The following is a 17,560-nucleotide window of genomic DNA, read 5'->3' as shown; positions in this document are numbered from 1 at the left end:
ATATTGGGCGACATGATGCGCGGTAAAAATCGGTACGTTGCTACACGTGATGACGTTCAATCAGCGATTTCATTTCCGCAACCGACTCTCCATCCACACCGTAGCGCGAGTACTCATCCGCTTCAGCATCCGTCGACATTGACAACCCTGTATTGCGATAACGCATGGGTGAAGGTATCCATTTACCCGCCGAGCTGTGTAGCTCTTCCACCCCTGCGTTTAAAAACAGTTCCAGATTGCTGGCGCGTACTCCTGCGCCCGCCATGATTATTGGAACACCGGAATGTGCTTTTAGTTCCGTAATTAATTTCAGTCCTTTTTCAGCCGAGGGCTGCTGGCCCGACGTCAGAACGCGCGCCACGCCCAGTTCTGCCAGCGTATCAAAGGCTTGTATCGGATCCTGACACATATCGAACGCACGATGAAAAGTGACCGCCATTCCCTGGGCTGCGCGCATGACCTGGCGCATACGCGAAAGATCGATGTTTCCGTCTTCGTCCAGCACACCGATCACCAGCCCCGGAAAACCGGAATCACGGACGAGGGCGATATCCTCAAGCATGGCACTGAACTCACCCGCCGTATAACAAAAATCACCGCCGCGCGGGCGAATAATCGGGTGCACCGGAATAGTGATGGCCTGACGGGCTGATTTCAGCACGCCAAAGGACGGGGTTAATCCCCCTTCTTTCGGTGCCGCGCAAAGCTCGATGCGATCGGCCCCCTGCCGTTGCGCAGTGACGGCACACTCCACGCTGTAACAACAAATTTCCAGCAGCGCCATGTCATCCTCCTTAAATTTCACTCAACGTACCATCGTGGCACGTTGCCCGATTCGTGTCTGGATCGACGCTCACAGTGCTTACGCTTCGCTGGCGACGATCTGCTCAATAGTCCAGGGATGGAATTTCACCGTCACGTTGCCGTCCGTTACGGCAAGCGTAGGGTTCGGTAAGCGTTCGCGCTCACCTTTCGGCGAGCTGGTTTTGACGAAAATACCCGGCTGGCTTAACCCCTCGTCGGAAAGCAGCGCCAGCGCACGGGCGTTCAGCGTCTCGGGCTCCCCAGGCAGAACAATTTCGATATGCTCCCAGCCTTCGTGCGGATAACGCTTCTCTCCTGGCCAGGGCAGTTCCACAACGGTGAATTGCCAGTGCGCCACCGTAACCGGCGCGTGAAGTTTGAACAGGCAAATCGGGCGACCGTTAATGATATTCTCCGACAGCAGTTCTCCGCACTGTTCAAAGCCACGCCGCCAGCGTTCTGCGGTGGCATTCTGGTGGCAGCGCAAAGAGATGTGATCGGCCTCAAGCGGCGCGATATCCAGCCCGAGACGGGTGGCAAGTTCTGTGAACGCCTGGGTGAAGCGCGGTAAATCTGCGGAAATATCATGCAGTTCGTCAATGGTGTGCCAGTTCGCCATAGGTCAGTCTCGTTTCATGTCGCAAAGCCGCTAATTTACTCTGTTGACCTCTGTCGACCAACCGCAGAATCACGGTTTTTTTGACTGCATGATTATGCATACCGTCTTCGCCTGGATTCTGAGCAATCTTCGCCCCCCGCAGGGCTGACGCCCGAGGCCATTTGCAGTATACTCCCGCCCTAAATTCTTAAACTGGCGTGGGTGTTTTTTACCCGCATCAAAAACGTAAGGTATCCAGGTGAATATTCAGGCTCTTCTCTCAGAAAAAGTCAGTCAGGCACTGATTGCCGCAGGTGCGCCTGCGGATTGCGAACCACAGGTTCGTCAGTCAGCGAAAGTACAGTTTGGCGACTATCAGGCTAATGGCGTGATGGCAGTGGCTAAAAAACTGGGCATGCCGCCGCGACAGCTCGCTGAGCAGGTACTGACGCATCTGGACCTCAACGGCATCGCCAGCAAAACCGAAATCGCCGGTCCGGGCTTTATCAACATTTTCCTTGAGCCTGCGTTCCTGGCAAGCCACGTTGACGCGGCGCTGAAATCTGACCGTCTGGGCGTGGCTCAGCCAGAAGCGCAGACCGTGGTGGTTGACTACTCCGCGCCAAACGTGGCGAAGGAGATGCACGTCGGTCACCTGCGCTCCACCATCATTGGTGATGCGGCCGTGCGTACCCTGGAGTTCCTCGGTCACAAGGTGATCCGCGCTAACCACGTAGGCGACTGGGGCACGCAGTTCGGTATGCTGATCGCATATCTGGAAAAACAGCAGCAGGAAAACGCAGGCGAAATGGCGCTGGCAGACCTGGAAGGTTTCTACCGTGAAGCCAAAAAACACTACGACGAAGACGAAGCCTTTGCCGAGCGCGCGCGCAGCTACGTGGTGAAACTTCAAGGCGGCGATCCGTACTTCCTCGAGATGTGGCGCAAGCTGGTGGACATAACCATGTCCCAGAACCAGCTTACCTATAACCGTCTGAACGTGACCCTGACCCGCGACGACGTAATGGGTGAAAGCCTGTATAACCCGATGCTGCCGGGCATTGTGGCGGACCTGAAAGCCAAAAACCTGGCGGTGGAAAGCGAAGGCGCAACGGTAGTATTCCTTGATGAGTATAAAAACAAGGAAGGCGAACCGATGGGCGTGATCGTCCAGAAAAAGGATGGCGGCTATCTCTACACCACCACCGATATCGCCTGTGCGAAATACCGTTACGAAACCCTGCATGCAGACCGCGTGCTGTATTACATCGACTCCCGTCAGCACCAGCACCTGATGCAGGCGTGGACTATCGTGCGTAAAGCGGGTTATGTGCCGGATTCCGTGCCGCTGGAACACCACATGTTCGGCATGATGCTGGGTAAAGACGGTAAGCCGTTCAAAACCCGTGCGGGCGGCACCGTGAAGCTCTCCGATCTGCTGGATGAAGCGCTGGAGCGCGCCCGTCGCCTGGTGGCCGAGAAGAACCCGGACATGCCTGCTGACGAGCTGGAGAAACTGGCTAACGCGGTTGGGATCGGTGCGGTAAAATACGCGGATCTCTCCAAGAACCGTACCACCGACTATATCTTCGACTGGGACAACATGCTGGCGTTTGAAGGCAACACGGCGCCATACATGCAGTACGCTTACACCCGCGTACTCTCCGTCTTCCGTAAAGCCAGTATTGACGAAAGCGTGCTGGCGAACGCCACGGTGACCCTTACCGAAGACCGTGAAGCACAGCTGGCTGCCCGCCTGCTTCAGTTCGAAGAGACGCTCTCTGTGGTCGCGCGCGACGGTACGCCGCACGTTATGTGTGCTTACCTTTACGATCTGGCCGGTCTGTTCTCTGGCTTCTACGAACACTGCCCTATCCTGACCGCCGAGAGCGAAGCGGTGCGTAACAGCCGCCTGAAGCTGGCGCAGCTGACGGCGAAGACCCTGAAACTGGGTCTGGATACTCTGGGTATCGAAACCATAGAACGTATGTAAAAAAGAAACCCGGCGGTTGCCGGGTTTTTTTATAAATGAACGCCATCAGTCGTGAACGAGTACCTGGAAGGTATCTAATTCATACTCTCTGCCGTTATAGCCGATGCAGCAACCTCTGCTGAGGTGACTTCCAGCTTTACCCACAAAGAGACCGTTATCGAATTTTGCACGGGCAACGTAGAGCTTAGTGCCATTGGCTTCATGTCCCGCCTCAACCATATTCGGTGGGAAATGTTTATCCTTAACGTCTACCCATTTTAAAGCGCCCACGTAAACTTCAAATTCATTACAAAAGTGCTCTCTTCCTCCCCATGGGACCCATGCCGTATTGCCGAACACCCATTTCCCCGGATGAATCCCACCATTCACTTTTGCGCGAATAATAAACAATGGAGATGGTCCTTTGATACCAGGAACACCTATTTCATAACCTGCTACAGGCGCGTCCAATGGGATAAACTCATCCCTTTTCGCTGATTTCCACATAATGATGTCCTTTTCAGTCTAAATAATCATCCGTAGTTAAAATCATTAAAACTCAGAAATTGAATGAATGGCAAAGTCATTATTCAGGCTTTGAAAAATAATCACCTTAACCAGTGATTTTTCCGGGCCTTCCGCATGGATAAAACGGCGAAGCGCAATAAAGGTATGGAACTGGCCAGCCACAAGCTGGCTTCCGACATACAGTAGTGGGAAATAACCCGCACCATCAATATCCTTGAAAACCGTGTCGAACATATTGATATGTTCATCAGACATTTTATCGGCATGCATATTTACAGCAGGGTTAACGATAATACCGCCCATTGTATTTTCCATTGCAACACTCCTTGTATGAATATTAGAAGAATCTTAACGCAGATAAAAAATAAGATAAATACGGATTGTGTTTTGTGAAGAAAATCACGATTTAATACTAAGCGTAATGTATTTTCAGCCTAGTATTCACCCCATCAATATATAACACACCTGATATTGATAGCGTAAGGTATTTTCCCGGTGCCATTATAAAAAAAGCCTCTTCTAAAAGAGGCTTTGCAGTAATGAGATTATTATTCAGGTATTAAAAATATTTCCGTAAATATTCCGTCAGACACAGAATCGCCATTGCCTGGCCATACGGCATCGAGGTCAGCGGTATCTGGCGGTAAAACGCCAGATCGCTGCCCATCCCCGTCCCGAAGGACGTTTGCAGCAGTTCCCCTTCCGGCGAGATGTTTTGCACGATACCGCGGATCGCTTTCTCCGCCACCTCTGCATACTCTGCACCGACATACCGCTTGCGCACGGCTTTCAGAATGCCGTAGGCAAACCCTGCCGTGGCCGACGCCTCCAGATAAGAATCAGGATCGTCCAGCAGCGTATGCCACAATCCACTCTCATCCTGACATTTTGCCAGTGCGGCGATCTGCGCATTTAGCACCTGCACCAGATAGCGACGAACGGCGTTGTTTTCTGGCAGATCCACCAGTTCGAGGAAATCCGGGATCACGATGGTCAGCCAGCTGTTGCCGCGCGCCCAGCGGGCCCGGGCAAAGTTGTGATTGCCGTCGTAATTCCAGCCGTGGAACCACAGCCCCGTCTCACGATCCATCAGGTTCTGTACGTGGAGCAGGAACTGATAGATCGCCTCCTCGACGTACTCCGGCTTATTAAGCAGCTTGCCGATTTTCGCCAGCGGCAGCACCGTCATCATCAGCGTGTCATCCCACATCTGCTGATGGTTCTCTTCCGCCAGTGTGATGTGCTGCATGCCGCCATGTTCGGTGCGCGGCATCTCATTCATCGCCCACTCCGCCCAGCTTTCCAGCCACGGCAGCCAGGCCGGGTTTTTGGTCTCTTCGTAGCGATACGCGAGCGTCAGGAACGGCGACATGGTATTCACGTTTTTGGTGGTTGCGCCTTCTGCGAAACGGTCAGTAAACCAGCTGTCGATAATCTCGCGCATGCCTGCGTCACCGGTCTGGCAGTAATACTGCCAGATACCGTACAAACCAACGCCGTGCGTCCATTCCCATCCGGCCCAGCCTTTGGTGTCGATCACGCGCCCGTCGTCCAGCCGCAGCAAAAACTCACCCGTTTTGTCGTGGATATTGACCAGATTATGCGTCACCTTTTGAATCAGCGATTTCAGTTCATCCCTGGCGATAAAGCACTCAGGCTGACGCAGTAACGGGCTATGTTTGACAGGCCAAACTTTCATCATCTTAACCTCTGTTGTATGTCGAATTCAGTACCGCACGATCCTTCAGTGAAGGGGCCGCCGGCTTGTTGCGATTCAGGTAACCGATATTGTTGTTGCCCCACAGGGATTCATACGGCATACCGGCCAGCATCTCCACGGTGGCGCGGGCCTGCGGGGTCGCCGCCTCCGGCATCGCATGGCCGGACTCGCGCATTTTCGCGGTCTCTTCACGCAGGGTGCTGTGGGTCTGCAAATTGAGTTTGAAGCGCAGGGAGACCAGGAAGCCGCAGAACAGTACCAGAATGGTGCCGACGCTCAGGATCATCAGGATAGTGTGGCTCACTTCCGCAGGCTGCACTTTTTGACCGCTGACAAAGCCAGACATCTGCATCACGATCCCCACCAGCATTACCGCACCGGCCTGGGACGCTTTACGGGTCAGCGTCATGATGCCCGCGAAGATCCCTTCGCGACGCTGACCGGTGATCACTTCGTCCACGTCAGCAATGTAGGTGTAGGTATTCCACGGTACGTAGTTGATACCCCCGCGGCCAAGACCGGCAACCGCAGAGATCAGCAGCAGCAGAGCGTAAACGTCGCTCAGGCCCGCGTAATAAAGCACCGCGTAAGAGAGCGAGGCCAGGCCAAACAGCACGACCACCATGCGGTAAGACGGCGCAGGTCCGAAGCGAATGCACAGCGGGATCATGCCAATCACGGCGAGGAACTGGAAGATGGCCATCGTGCCCAGCAGGTTGGACGCCATGGATGCTTCCTGCATCAGCACAAACACCACGTAATAGGTGAATACGGCGTTGAACACATCCTGGGCAATATAGCCGCCGAGATACATGCCCAGATGCTGGCGGAAAATCTTGATACGCAGCGTCGAACTTAATTCGACAAAAAGACGGTTCAGGCTCTGTCCCAGGGTCAGCTTTTTCTTCTCTTCTTCAGCGCGCAGGGCTGCTTCAGACCACTCTTCCCGCGGACGCTCCCAGGTGAAGAACCAGACGAAAGTAAGCATCAGCGCGCAAAGTACGGAGAAGACCAGGCTTGCATAGAAGAAGGAGATCGCGTTGTCTTTGCCGAAATGCGTGAGCAGGATCCCCGGCAGAAAGGAGGCCAGAATGGCTGACATCTGGGCCATGGAGATACGCGCCCCGGAGAATTTGGTTTTTTGTTTGAAATCGTCAGTCATTTCCGGCACCAGCGTTTCATACGGCACCAGAATCATGGTGTAAACAATATCAAAGATCAGATACGTCAGCAGGTAATACCAGAAACTCATGTCCCCTACCCACATCAGCGAGTAGCTGAAAACGCAGGGAATACCGAGCAGGATGAAGAACTTACGCCGGCCAAAACGCTTACCCAGCCAGGTAGTACCAAAATTATCGGTTAAAAAGCCCATTAACGGACTGACAACCGCATCCAGCACCCTTGCGGCAGCGAAGATAAAGGTTGCTTCAATCGGTGTGAGTCCACAGAAGGTCGTATAAAAATACAAAAGCCAGGCGGCCGTCAGGGCGGTAGTCCCCGCTCCGAGGAAGTCCCCTGAACCGTAAGCAAGATAATTTGCGAGTCCAATTTTACGTGTTTTCATTGCCGTCAACCCTAATCAGTTTTGGGAGACTCCCTGTAAGCAAACCTCGTCCGGGAGCTTTTACACGGCTACAGTAAAAGTATCGACCTGGTGAAACCTTTCTGTTTCTGCCATCACAGGGTGGTGAATGGCAAAAATGCAAAGAGTGTCAATACGCGTGTCACTGATTTATAAAACAGCGTTTCTTTTGTATCAAAAGGGAAGGTCAATTTTGCGAGCCAGCCTTCAGAAATGCCTGAAGACTGGCGAAAAGGCGGGCAGTTAGCGGTAGTTGACGAGCACCTCGTTGCGCTGAACCTTCAGCGCCGGGATCAGGCGTCCGCCGCCTGGCACTTCCCAGATAAAGCGTAAAGGTTCCTGAGCAGACACCCCGTTGAAGGCCTGGGTGATGCCACTTTGGCCCTCGATTTCCGCGCAGCGGGTCAGCGAGCACAGCCGCACCCGCAACCCGGCCGGTGTGGGCCCCGTCAGGGTGTAATTCCAGGCCACCAGCGTCATCTGCCCGGAGACGGGCTCAGAGGCTGACAGCGGACGGGAGGAGATCGACTCCCCCCGATGGTTGAGCGTTAAGCCGATACTGCTGGCCTGCCATGCCCCCTCGCCTGCGGCCTGCACCGCCAGCGGGAAAAATAAGATCCACAGCCACTTACGCATTATTTCCCTCCTATGGTCGCCGTCATGCGAATATTGCGGTTATCGGACAGCTCCATATTCGACAGCACCACCAGCTGGTTCAGGCTCCGGCGCAGGAAGCGCGACAGCAGCGGACGCAGCGCATGATTCACCAGCAGCACCGGCGGCGCGCCCAGCATCTCCTGACGCGCCAGCGCCTCCTGGGTTTGCGCCAGCAATCTGTCCGCCAGACCCGGCTCCAGCCCGCCACCGCCCTGTAGGGCCTGAAGCAGCAGACGTTCCAGCGGCGTGTCCAGGCCAATCACCTGCACTTCGCCGGTTCCCGGGAACCATTGCTGGGTTATGGCGCGCCCGAGCGCCACGCGCACCACCGCCGTCAGCTCATGTGGATCGCTCTGGAGCGGCGCATGCTCGGCCAGTGTTTCCAGAATGGTGCGCATATCGCGGATCGGCACCTTCTCATCGAGCAGATTTTGCAGCACTTTGTGCAGGGTGGTTAAGGTCAGCACGCCCGGCACCAAATCTTCGGTCAGCTTCGGCATCTCCTGCGTTACGCGGTCAAGCAGCTGCTGCGCCTCCTGACGTCCAAACAGTTCCGCGGAGAACTGGCCAATCAGATGGTTGAGGTGCGTCGCGACCACGGTACTGGCCTCAACAACCGTGTAACCCTGGATCTGCGCCTGCTCTTTCAGGGCGCTCTCAATCCAGATGGCCGCCAGACCAAAGGCCGGGTCGGTCGTCTGCTCACCCGGCAACGTGCCAGCGGCAGTGCCAGGGTTAATCGCCAGCCAGCGGCCGGGGTACGCATCACCGCTGCCGATTTCCACCCCTTTCATCAGGATGCGGTAGCGTGCGGGCGGGAGATCCATATTGTCCCGGATATGCACCACCGGCGGCAGGAAGCCCATGTCCTGGGCGAATTTTTTACGAATGCTGCGGATACGGCCAAGCAGTTCGCCATCCTGCTGGAAGTCCACCATCGGGATAAGGCGGTACCCCACTTCCATCCCCAGCGAATCTTCGAGCTGAACGTCGTTCCAGGTGGCTTCCACCGCCTGGGTGTTCTCAGGCATTTTGACCGGCGCTGGCTCTGCCTTAGGCTGAGTTTCACGGCCACGCATCCACCAGGCAAGGCCCAGCAGCGCGGCAGTGAACAGCAGGAATACCAGGTTTGGCATGCCCGGCACCATACCGAGCAGGCCCAGTACCGCCGCGGAGAGCAGCATAACGCGCGGGTTGCTGAACAACTGCCCCACCATCTGCTCGCCTACATCCTGATCGGTGCTGACGCGGGTCACAATCACCCCCGCCGCGGTGGAGATCACCAGTGCCGGGATCTGTGCCACCAGACCATCACCAATGGTCAGCAGCGTATAGCTTTCCGCTGCGTGGCCCATGTCCATGCCGTGTTGCAGCACGCCGACCAGCAGGCCGCCGACGACGTTAATCACCATGATCAGAATGCCCGCGATGGCGTCACCGCGCACAAACTTACTCGCACCGTCCATGGAGCCGTAGAAATCTGCCTCCTGGGTCACTTCGGCACGGCGTTTTTTTGCTTCATCTTCCGCAATCAGCCCGGCATTCAGGTCGGCGTCGATTGCCATCTGCTTGCCCGGCATCCCGTCGAGCACGAAGCGCGCGCCCACTTCTGCGATACGCCCCGCCCCTTTAGTGATAACCATGAAGTTGATAATCACCAGAATGACGAACACCACGATACCGATGGCGAAGTTGCCGCCCACCAGGAAGTGACCGAAGGCTTCGACCACCTTGCCCGCCGCCGCCGCGCCGGTGTGCCCTTCCATCAGGATGATACGCGTGGAGGCAACGTTCAGCGCGAGGCGCAGCAGCGTGGTGAACAGCAGGATCGTTGGAAACGCGGCGAACTCCAGCGTGCGCTGGGTGAACATCGCCACCAGCAGCACCATGATGGACAACGCAATGTTGAAGGTGAAAAGCAGGTCGAGGATAAATGCCGGTAACGGCAGCACCATCATCGACAGAATTAGCAGGATCAGAATCGGTCCGGCAAGGATCTGCCATTGCGTCGATTTCAGGTTGCCGGGCAGGCGCAACATTGCCACCAGATTAGCCATCAGTGTCCTTCTCGTTCAAAAAATCCAGTGCTTCAGGCACCGGAAGGTTCTCAGGTTTTACAGGTCGTTGACCGCCCGCTAAACGCCAGCGTTTCAGTTGCCACACCCAGGCCAGCACCTCTGCGACAGCGGCGTAGAGCTGGCCCGGGATCTGTTGTCCAATTTCCGCGTGGCGATACAGCGCACGGGCTAATGGCGGTGCTTCAAGGATCGGTACGCGGTTTTCCGTCGCGATTTCACGAATGCGCAGCGCAATCAGCCCGGCCCCTTTCGCCACCACTTTCGGTGCGCTCATTTTGTTTTCGTCGTACTGAAGCGCCACGGAGTAGTGGGTCGGGTTAGTGACAATCACATCGGCTTTCGGCACATCTTCCATCATGCGACGACGCGCGGCAGCACGTTGCATCTGGCGGATACGGCCCTTGACGTGCGGGTCGCCTTCCATCTGTTTATATTCATCGCGAATATCCTGACGCGACATTCGTAGCTTCTTGATATGGGAAAAGATCTGGAAGATAACGTCGAACGCCACCATCGGAATAATGCTGAGAACCACCAGCAGCGAGCCTAATCCGACCAGGTTCAGGGCATTCTTCATCGCCGTCATGGGGGATTCACTAATCAGACGCATCATCTCCGGCCAGTGGTGCCACAGAAAAAACCCGGCAGCACTGCCCATAAGAAGCGATTTCAGGATCGCTTTAAGAAGCTCAGCCCCGGTTTGAGCTGAAAACATTTTCGCAATACCGGGTAGCGGGTTGAGCTTGGAGAATTTTGGTTGCAGCGATTTACCGCTGAACACCAGGCCACCGAGCATGACCGGCGAAACAAGAGCCACGATGACCACCCCGGCAATCAACGGCAGCAGAGCGATCATGGCGCTTTTTACCAGGTTGATGATCTGAATGAGGATCAGATTGGGGTCATTGACCATGCTGTGATCAAAACGTAAGCCAGCAGAGAGCATTCCCGCCAGTCTGCGGGCAAGCATCTCCCCGCCCCACCAGATTATGCAGACGCCCACCACCAGGATCAGCAGGGAGGTCAGCTCTCGGGATCGGGGGATCTGCCCATCCTCACGGGCTTTTTCAAGTCGGTGGGGTGTGGGGGCTTCTGTTTTGTCGTCGTTCTCTTCTGCCACTGTGCCTGCTCGCAGCCCATTAATTCACGGGTATCATGCCAGCGCAGAGAAAATCCAATGGCGGGAAAAGCCCGTTTATTCGGGCTCTTTTCGCTGTTTTTGTTCTGAACAACCTCAGGCCGCGTTCACAGCCTGAGGCAGAAGGGCAATCAGAAACCAAGACTGTCCAGCAGATCGTCCACCTGATCCTGGCTTGCCACCACGCCCGCTTTGCTGGTGTCAAGCTGTGGACCATTGAGCAAGCTTTCGTTCTCGCGTTTCGGACGGGCAGCCGGTTCCGGAATATTTTCCAGCAGCACCATCAACAGCTGACGTTCAATCTCCTGAATCACATCCATCATGCGCTTGATCACCTGGCCGGTGAGGTCCTGGAAATCCTGCGCCATCATGATGTCCAGCAGTTGCGCATTGGTGAAGCTGGTGTGCCCTGGCACATCGCCCAGGAACTGACGGGTGTCCGTTACCAGTTCGCGGGCATCCGCCAGCTCAATGGGGTTCTCAAACCACTCATCCCAGCGTTGGGTCAGCGCTTTCGCCCCCTTCTCCATCGCATCCTGGTGCGGCTGTGACGCCTCAACGCTGTTCAGCGCACGTTCCGCCGCCTGCGCGGTCATCTGCACCACGTAGTCCAGACGGTCGCGCGCGTCGGGGATGGCTTCCGCCGCTTCGGCGATAGCCTGGTCCAGCCCCAGCTCACGGAGGCTGTCGCGCAGCATGCGGGTCAGGCTACCAATACGGGCAATAATGTCGCTCGGCGAATGTTCTTCAACGGGTTTCATAGCAGGTTGCAACATTTCCATCACCTCACATGCCGAGTTTCTCGAAGATCTTCCCGAGCTTCTCTTCCAGAGTCGCCGCGGTGAATGGCTTCACCACGTAGCCGCTTGCGCCCGCCTGTGCAGCGGCAATAATGTTCTCTTTCTTCGCTTCTGCGGTCACCATCAGCACCGGCAGAGAGGCCATGCCTGCATCCGCGCGGATGGTTTTCAGCAGTTCGAGACCGTCCATGTTCGGCATGTTCCAGTCGGAAATCACAAAACCAAACCCGCCAGCCTGGAGTTTGTTCAGCGCATCCACCCCGTCTTCTGCTTCTTCAACGTTGTTGAAGCCTAGCTCTTTTAGCAGGTTGCGCACAATGCGACGCATGGTGGAAAAGTCATCCACAACCAAAAACTTAAGCTCTTTATCCGCCATAAAATAATACTCCTGAGTCAAATACGTATTGCCTGTCCGGCACTGATTTTCGCCAGCATCTGCTGGCTTACCTGGCTAAGATCGACCACTTCGCTTACGCCACCCATATTGATGGCCTCGCGCGGCATGCCGAACACCACACAACTTGCTTCATTCTGCGCAATCGTCCAGGCGCCAGCCTGGTGCATCGCGAGCATTCCGGCGGCGCCGTCGTTGCCCATCCCCGTCAGGATCACCCCCACGGCGTTGCGCCCCGCATGTTTCGCCACCGAATGAAACAGCACATCCACCGACGGACGGTGCCGGTTAACCGGCGGCCCGTCATGAATTTTGATTTGATAGTTAGCCCCGCTGCGCGCCAGCTCCATATGTTTGTCACCCGGGGCGATATACGCGTGACCTGGCAGCACGCGCTCGCCGTCTTCCGCCTCTTTCACGCTGATCTGGCACAGCTTATTCAGGCGCTCCGCGAATGAGCGGGTAAACCCCGGCGGCATATGTTGCGTAATCAGGATACCCGGGCTTGAGAGCGGCAATGGCTGGAGTACATGGCGAATTGCCTCTGTTCCTCCGGTTGACGCCCCTATGACCAGCAGTTTTTCCGAGCTGAGTAACGGTCCGGCCTTCAGGGTTGCCGGCGCGGCCATCGGCTTGTGGGCCGCCAGTTTTGCGCGCGACGCGGTACGGATTTTCTCGGCGATCATCTCGCTGTACGCCAGCATCCCCTCGCGAATGCCGAGCTGCGGCTTGGTGACAAAATCCACCGCCCCCAGCTCCAGCGCGCGCAGGGTGATTTCTGAACCTTTACCTGTCAGAGATGACACCATCACCACCGGCATCGGGCGCAGGCGCATTAATTTTTCCAGGAAATCGATGCCATCCATGCGTGGCATTTCGACATCCAGCGTCAGCACGTCGGGGTTATATTTTTTGATTAAATCCCGCGCGACCAGCGGATCGGGCGCTGTTGCCACCATCTCCATATCGCTGTGGCTATTGATGATTTCGGTCATAATCTGACGCATCAGCGCAGAATCATCGACAGACAATACCCTGATTTTACTCATGCTTTTTCCTTACTCAACGCATAAACCGTTTGCCCACGCAGGCTAAACTCACGCACGAGGTTGCTGAAGTTTTCCGAGTGCCCGGCAAACAGTAAACCGTCAGGCTTGAGCAACGGAACAAAGCGACGCAAAATGTCCTGTTGCGTCGTTTTATCAAAATAGATCATCACGTTACGGCAAAAAATGGCGTCGAATGGCCCCGGCACGTTGTACTGCTTATCCAGTAAATTAACGGGGGCGAATTCCACGCAGTTCGCCAGCTCCTGGCGTACGCGCACCAGTCCTTCATGCGGGCCGGTACCGCGCATGAAGTAACGCTGTAGCTGCTGAGGAGACAGCGTTTTTAGTTCATCCTGGCGATAAACGCCGTTACGGGCTTTTTCCAGCACTTCGGTGTCGATGTCGCTGGCGTACACTTTCCAGCGGCCCGGCGCCATTCCCAGGGTGTCTGCAAGGGTGATGGCCAGCGAGTACGGCTCTTCCCCGGTAGAGGCTGCCGCGCTCCAGACGCGATACTCTCCGCTACGGCGACGGGCGTGTTCCGCCAGCACCGGGAAGTGATGCGCCTCGCGGAAAAACGCGGTCAGGTTGGTGGTTAATGAGTTGATAAATGCCTGCCATTCGGCGCTGTTCTGGTTCGCTTCGAGCATGCTCAGATAGCGGCCAAAATCATCCAGCCCCAGCGTGCGCAAGCGCCGCACCAGCCGGTTGTAGACCATGTCTCGCTTATGGTCCGCAAGCACGATCCCCGCACGCTGGTAGATTAACTGACATATCCGACGAAAATGCGCGTCGGACAGCGCGAGGCGCTGTGTCATCTGCAACAATAATGACGTTTGCCCTGAGGGCATGGGTGATGTCATAGCGCCTTCTCAATCACATTCAGGATACAACGGGCACGGCCTGTGACCGTCCGACTTCTGTTACTGCTTCAACGTGCTCTTTCACATTAAATACGGCGACCAACCCGGTAAGGTGATCCGCCTGGTTTGCCAGCTGATCGGTAGCCGCCGCCGCCTCTTCCACCAGTGAGGCGTTCTGCTGCGTAACCTGATCCATCTGTGTAACGGCCTGCGCCACCTGCTCAATACCACGGCGTTGTTCATCAGACGCCGAGGCAATCTCGCCCATAATGTCGTTAACCCGCGTCACGGAGGTGACAATCTCGTGCATGGTCTGCGCGGCGGTATCCACCAGCGCGGAGCCCTGCTGAACGCGGGAGACCGACTCTTCTATCAGCCCTTTGATCTCTTTCGCCGCGTTGGCGCTGCGACTGGCGAGGTTTCGGACTTCACCGGCAACCACCGCGAACCCGCGCCCCTGCTCTCCGGCACGCGCCGCTTCAACGGCCGCGTTCAGCGCCAGAATATTGGTCTGGAACGCGATACCGTCGATGACGCTGATAATGTCGCCAATTTTCTGCGAGCTGGCGGCAATCTGCTGCATCGTGCTGGCGACGTGAGAAGCCTGGTCGCCCCCACGTTTCGCCGTCATCGCCGCCTGTTTTGACAAGTCGGACGCCTGACGCGCGTTATCGGCGTTCTGGCTTACCGTCGCGGTCAGTTGCTCCATGCTGGCCGCCGTCTGCGCCAGCGATGCCGCCTGCTGTTCGGTGCGGGATGAGAGGTCGTTATTGCCTGCCGCAATCTCGGAGATCCCGGTATGCATGGCGTAACTGCCCTGACGAACGTTGCTTACCGTTTCCCGCAGCGAACTCTGCATCGCCTTCAGGCTGGCGAAAATCGCTGATATTTCATTCCTGCCATACACGGCCACCGGACGCGCCAGGTCGCCCTTCGCCATACTGTCGAAGTGGCTGCTGACGATCGCCAGCGGCTGGACGATCATTTTGCGCGACCACCACAGCGAGCCGCCGGTCAGCAGGGCGGCCAGGATCACCATGGTCAGGAAAATCACCCCTGACATGCGGTAGCTGGTACGGCTGTCCGCACCGGCACGCGCCACAAACTGGTTAATATCCTGCTGCCATGCGTTAAAGCTGTCGTCAAATGCCGCCTGAGACGCCTGCACCGGCGCGGTCAGGAAGTCAGAAAGCTGGTTGTTCTCCAGCCACGTCGCCTGATGGTTGAGATCGCCGTACCACACATCAAAGGTCTTTTTCATGGCGACTTTCAGCGTTTTCTCTTTCTCACTCACCGCCTCCTGCGCCGTAAACGTCTTAAACTGCGCGTCGGCCTGCTTCAGGCTGCTGCGGGCCACGACCATCAGCGCCTTAATATCATCCGGCGGATAGCTCAGCGCGGTTAACGTCCCTGCTTTGTTCAGCGCAGTGCTTGCCTGCAACAGCACGGCACGCGTTTGTGCCAGTGCGGAGCGCTGCTGATTACTCGTCTCAACTTCCTGCAAATTCTGATAGCCATCGCGAAACGCCCAGAAAGACAACCCGTTACTGCCAACCTGCAAAACCCCACACAGGATCAGAATCAAAAACAGTGTGGTCGAGATACGAATACGATTTAACATCCACGCTCCCATCAAGCGGCAAGCAGCCGCGGTTTAATTGTCAGTCAAAATGTTTCCCAGTTTTCATCTTGTCCGGTCACCGCTGCGCGCGTAGGTGTTGTCACGGGCGCCGGGGTTGCTTCGCTGTACGCTGACCGCGAGCTGACCGTATTTGTTGTTTTTGAAGTAAGACGGAACGCCGAGACGGCCATTTTCAGGCGGCTCGCCTGATCCTCAAGCGCAGCGGCCGCGGCAGCGGACTCCTGCACCAGGGCGGCGTTTTGCTGCGTCACACGATCCATTTCCGATACCGCCAGAGCGACCTGGTCAATACCACGACTCTGCTCATCCGATGCAGAGGCGATTTCACCCATGATGTCCGTCACGCGCGTCACGGCATTCACGATGTCATTCATGGTTTCACCCGCACTTTCCACCAGCACCGAGCCGGTATCCACGCGTGAAACAGAGTCTTCAATCAGGGCTTTGATCTCTTTCGCCGCATTGGCGCTGCGGCTGGCGAGGTTACGTACTTCGCCAGCGACCACGGCAAACCCACGTCCCTGCTCGCCCGCACGCGCCGCTTCAACGGCCGCGTTCAGCGCGAGAATGTTGGTCTGGAAGGCGATGCCGTCGATAACGCTGATGATATCGGCGATTTTCTTCGAGCTGTCGGCAATGTCATGCATGGTTTTCACCACGCCGTCGACCACCCGACCGCCGCGCTGGGCGGTGTCGGACGCGCTTTCTGCAAGCTGCGACGCCTGACGGGCGTTGTCGGCATTCTGCTTCACGGTCGCGGTGAGCTGCTCCATGCTTGCCGCCGTCTCTTCCAGAGCGGACGCCTGCTGTTCGGTACGGGACGAGAGATCGTTGTTGCCCATCGCGATTTCACTCGTGCCGGTATAGATGGCATCCGCCCCCTCGCGCACGTTGGCGACGGTATCAATCAGCGAACGCTGCATATGGTCGACGCTGGTCGCCAGCTCGGTGATCTCGTTGCGACCAGAAACGGTCAGCGTTTTCGTGAGATCGCCCCGGCCAATATCGCGGATATGGGCAATGACGCGGCCAAGCGGATTAAGAAGGATATGACGAATGCCGTACCACACGGCCACCAGCACGATGACCAGCGCGAGGGCGAGCACCGCCATCTGCCATTTCGCGAAACGGTAGTCGTTCTGGCTTTGCGTAAAGGCGGAGTGATAAAGCTCGCCGCTGGCTTTGGCGTACTCGCCGAGCGCCGCGCCGAGTGCGTGCTGCATGCCCTGGGTCGGCTGCGCGAAATAGGCATCCATATTGCCCTTTTCCAGGAACTGCACCAGCTCCGTGAGGCCGGCGAAGTAGGCCAGATATTTTTCATCTATGTTCGCGCTCGCCTGCGCCATTGCGGGCTGAGGGGCGATTTTTTTGAAGGCCTCGTAATGTTTCGCCGCGTCTGCCAGCGTGGCGCGCGCATTCTTCAGCAATTCCGTTTTTGCGCTGCTCTGCTGGTTGTTCGGATCCATCATCATGCGGGCAGACGAGCGGCTCAGATTGATACGCGTCTGCAACATCAGATCCCAGGTTGTGGTCAGTTCGCTTTGCTGCATCCGCAAATCGTTCGAGGCCGCGAAGCTGTCCTGGTTCTGTTTTAACGAGGAGAAAAAGAGGCCGCCAGAAATAAGCTGAAGAAGTGCGAAAATGACCAGCACCATCATAAGCATTGTGACAACGCGGATACGGTTCAACATACAACACCTTCTCATCGATTGATTAACGGTGTTATCGGCAG

General features: G+C 56.3%; 16 protein-coding genes. 1 reads left to right on the top strand and 15 read right to left on the bottom strand.

The window, feature by feature from the left end:
• Nucleotides 1–40: 40 nt before the first annotated feature.
• The gene (gene cutC, locus ACNQ0T_RS00980) at nt 41–784 is read right to left on the bottom strand and encodes a copper homeostasis protein CutC (RefSeq protein WP_023300450.1); all 744 of its coding nucleotides are present in this window, start codon (nt 782–784) and stop codon (nt 41–43) included.
• A 78-nt stretch (nt 785–862) separates the two neighbouring features.
• A complete protein-coding gene (locus tag ACNQ0T_RS00975; protein ID WP_015570274.1) occupies nt 863–1,423 on the bottom strand; it encodes a VOC family protein in 561 nt (186 codons plus the stop codon).
• 238 nt (nt 1,424–1,661) lie between these two features.
• On the opposite strand from ACNQ0T_RS00975, the gene argS reads away from it, so the two are divergent.
• Nucleotides 1,662–3,395, top strand: a complete 1,734-nt coding sequence (gene argS / locus ACNQ0T_RS00970) for an arginine--tRNA ligase (RefSeq protein ID WP_022648494.1) — start codon at nt 1,662–1,664, stop codon at nt 3,393–3,395.
• Nucleotides 3,396–3,440: 45 nt separating this feature from the next.
• Here the strand turns inward: argS and ACNQ0T_RS00965 are convergent, their stop codons facing one another.
• The 13 genes from ACNQ0T_RS00965 to tar all read right to left on the bottom strand — a co-directional run bounded on the left by ACNQ0T_RS00965 (nt 3,441) and on the right by tar (nt 17,519).
• Nucleotides 3,441–3,881, bottom strand: a complete 441-nt coding sequence (locus ACNQ0T_RS00965; RefSeq protein ID WP_022648495.1) for a DUF3421 domain-containing protein — start codon at nt 3,879–3,881, stop codon at nt 3,441–3,443.
• A 45-nt stretch (nt 3,882–3,926) separates the two neighbouring features.
• The gene (locus ACNQ0T_RS00960) at nt 3,927–4,217 is read right to left on the bottom strand and encodes a hypothetical protein (RefSeq protein ID WP_022648496.1); all 291 of its coding nucleotides are present in this window, start codon (nt 4,215–4,217) and stop codon (nt 3,927–3,929) included.
• A gap of 244 nt (nt 4,218–4,461) precedes the next feature.
• Nucleotides 4,462–5,601 (bottom strand): glycoside hydrolase family 88/105 protein, encoded by a 1,140-nt coding sequence (locus ACNQ0T_RS00955; RefSeq protein WP_280005053.1) that lies wholly within the window; start codon nt 5,599–5,601, stop codon nt 4,462–4,464.
• Between the two features lie 4 nt (nt 5,602–5,605).
• Nucleotides 5,606–7,189 carry an MFS transporter gene (locus ACNQ0T_RS00950; RefSeq protein WP_022648498.1) on the bottom strand — a complete coding sequence of 528 codons (1,584 nt, stop codon included), beginning with the start codon at nt 7,187–7,189 and terminating at the stop codon, nt 5,606–5,608.
• A 261-nt stretch (nt 7,190–7,450) separates the two neighbouring features.
• On the bottom strand, nt 7,451–7,843 hold the full coding sequence (flhE, locus tag ACNQ0T_RS00945; RefSeq protein WP_048966690.1) for a flagellar protein FlhE: 393 nt from the start codon (nt 7,841–7,843) through the stop codon (nt 7,451–7,453).
• Nucleotides 7,843–9,921 (bottom strand): flagellar biosynthesis protein FlhA, encoded by a 2,079-nt coding sequence (gene flhA / locus ACNQ0T_RS00940; protein ID WP_003859723.1) that lies wholly within the window; start codon nt 9,919–9,921, stop codon nt 7,843–7,845. The genes flhE and flhA overlap by 1 nt, the downstream gene beginning before the upstream one ends.
• The gene (gene flhB / locus ACNQ0T_RS00935; protein WP_022648500.1) at nt 9,914–11,062 is read right to left on the bottom strand and encodes a flagellar biosynthesis protein FlhB; all 1,149 of its coding nucleotides are present in this window, start codon (nt 11,060–11,062) and stop codon (nt 9,914–9,916) included. The genes flhA and flhB overlap by 8 nt, the downstream gene beginning before the upstream one ends.
• 149 nt (nt 11,063–11,211) lie before the next feature.
• Complete coding sequence (cheZ, locus tag ACNQ0T_RS00930; protein ID WP_022648501.1) at nt 11,212–11,856, bottom strand: protein phosphatase CheZ; 645 nt, start codon at nt 11,854–11,856, stop codon at nt 11,212–11,214.
• 10 nt (nt 11,857–11,866) lie between these two features.
• Complete coding sequence (gene cheY / locus ACNQ0T_RS00925) at nt 11,867–12,256, bottom strand: chemotaxis response regulator CheY (RefSeq protein ID WP_000763862.1); 390 nt, start codon at nt 12,254–12,256, stop codon at nt 11,867–11,869.
• A 17-nt stretch (nt 12,257–12,273) separates the two neighbouring features.
• Nucleotides 12,274–13,323, bottom strand: a complete 1,050-nt coding sequence (locus ACNQ0T_RS00920; RefSeq protein WP_014884341.1) for a protein-glutamate methylesterase/protein-glutamine glutaminase — start codon at nt 13,321–13,323, stop codon at nt 12,274–12,276.
• A complete protein-coding gene (gene cheR, locus ACNQ0T_RS00915; protein WP_017384409.1) occupies nt 13,320–14,186 on the bottom strand; it encodes a protein-glutamate O-methyltransferase CheR in 867 nt (288 codons plus the stop codon). Before cheR ends, ACNQ0T_RS00920 begins: the two co-directional genes overlap by 4 nt.
• Nucleotides 14,187–14,205: 19 nt before the next feature.
• Nucleotides 14,206–15,807 carry a methyl-accepting chemotaxis protein IV gene (gene tap, locus ACNQ0T_RS00910; RefSeq protein ID WP_417929401.1) on the bottom strand — a complete coding sequence of 534 codons (1,602 nt, stop codon included), beginning with the start codon at nt 15,805–15,807 and terminating at the stop codon, nt 14,206–14,208.
• Between the two features lie 44 nt (nt 15,808–15,851).
• Nucleotides 15,852–17,519: a methyl-accepting chemotaxis protein II gene (tar, locus tag ACNQ0T_RS00905; protein ID WP_252065524.1), complete on the bottom strand. Its 1,668-nt coding sequence runs from the start codon at nt 17,517–17,519 to the stop codon at nt 15,852–15,854.
• Nucleotides 17,520–17,560 lie beyond the last annotated feature (41 nt).

This window comes from Enterobacter cloacae complex sp.6700776, assembly GCF_048284255.1.
GTDB classification, from domain to species: domain Bacteria; phylum Pseudomonadota; class Gammaproteobacteria; order Enterobacterales; family Enterobacteriaceae; genus Enterobacter; species Enterobacter intestinihominis.
This window is presented reverse-complemented; position numbering and strand designations above follow the sequence as displayed.

Bases quoted from the DNA above. Each gene is read 5' to 3' on its own strand.
- cutC (WP_023300450.1), bottom strand. From the start codon at position 784: ATGGCGCTGCTGGAAATTTGTTGTTACAGCGTGGAGTGTGCCGTCACT.
- ACNQ0T_RS00975 (WP_015570274.1), bottom strand. From the start codon at position 1,423: ATGGCGAACTGGCACACCATTGACGAACTGCATGATATTTCCGCAGAT.
- ACNQ0T_RS00965 (WP_022648495.1), bottom strand. From the start codon at position 3,881: ATGTGGAAATCAGCGAAAAGGGATGAGTTTATCCCATTGGACGCGCCT.
- ACNQ0T_RS00960 (WP_022648496.1), bottom strand. From the start codon at position 4,217: ATGGAAAATACAATGGGCGGTATTATCGTTAACCCTGCTGTAAATATG.
- ACNQ0T_RS00955 (WP_280005053.1), bottom strand. From the start codon at position 5,601: ATGAAAGTTTGGCCTGTCAAACATAGCCCGTTACTGCGTCAGCCTGAG.
- ACNQ0T_RS00950 (WP_022648498.1), bottom strand. From the start codon at position 7,189: ATGAAAACACGTAAAATTGGACTCGCAAATTATCTTGCTTACGGTTCA.
- flhE (WP_048966690.1), bottom strand. From the start codon at position 7,843: ATGCGTAAGTGGCTGTGGATCTTATTTTTCCCGCTGGCGGTGCAGGCC.
- flhA (WP_003859723.1), bottom strand. From the start codon at position 9,921: ATGGCTAATCTGGTGGCAATGTTGCGCCTGCCCGGCAACCTGAAATCG.
- cheZ (WP_022648501.1), bottom strand. From the start codon at position 11,856: ATGTTGCAACCTGCTATGAAACCCGTTGAAGAACATTCGCCGAGCGAC.
- cheY (WP_000763862.1), bottom strand. From the start codon at position 12,256: ATGGCGGATAAAGAGCTTAAGTTTTTGGTTGTGGATGACTTTTCCACC.
- ACNQ0T_RS00920 (WP_014884341.1), bottom strand. From the start codon at position 13,323: ATGAGTAAAATCAGGGTATTGTCTGTCGATGATTCTGCGCTGATGCGT.
- cheR (WP_017384409.1), bottom strand. From the start codon at position 14,186: ATGACATCACCCATGCCCTCAGGGCAAACGTCATTATTGTTGCAGATG.
- tap (WP_417929401.1), bottom strand. From the start codon at position 15,807: ATGTTAAATCGTATTCGTATCTCGACCACACTGTTTTTGATTCTGATC.
- tar (WP_252065524.1), bottom strand. From the start codon at position 17,519: ATGTTGAACCGTATCCGCGTTGTCACAATGCTTATGATGGTGCTGGTC.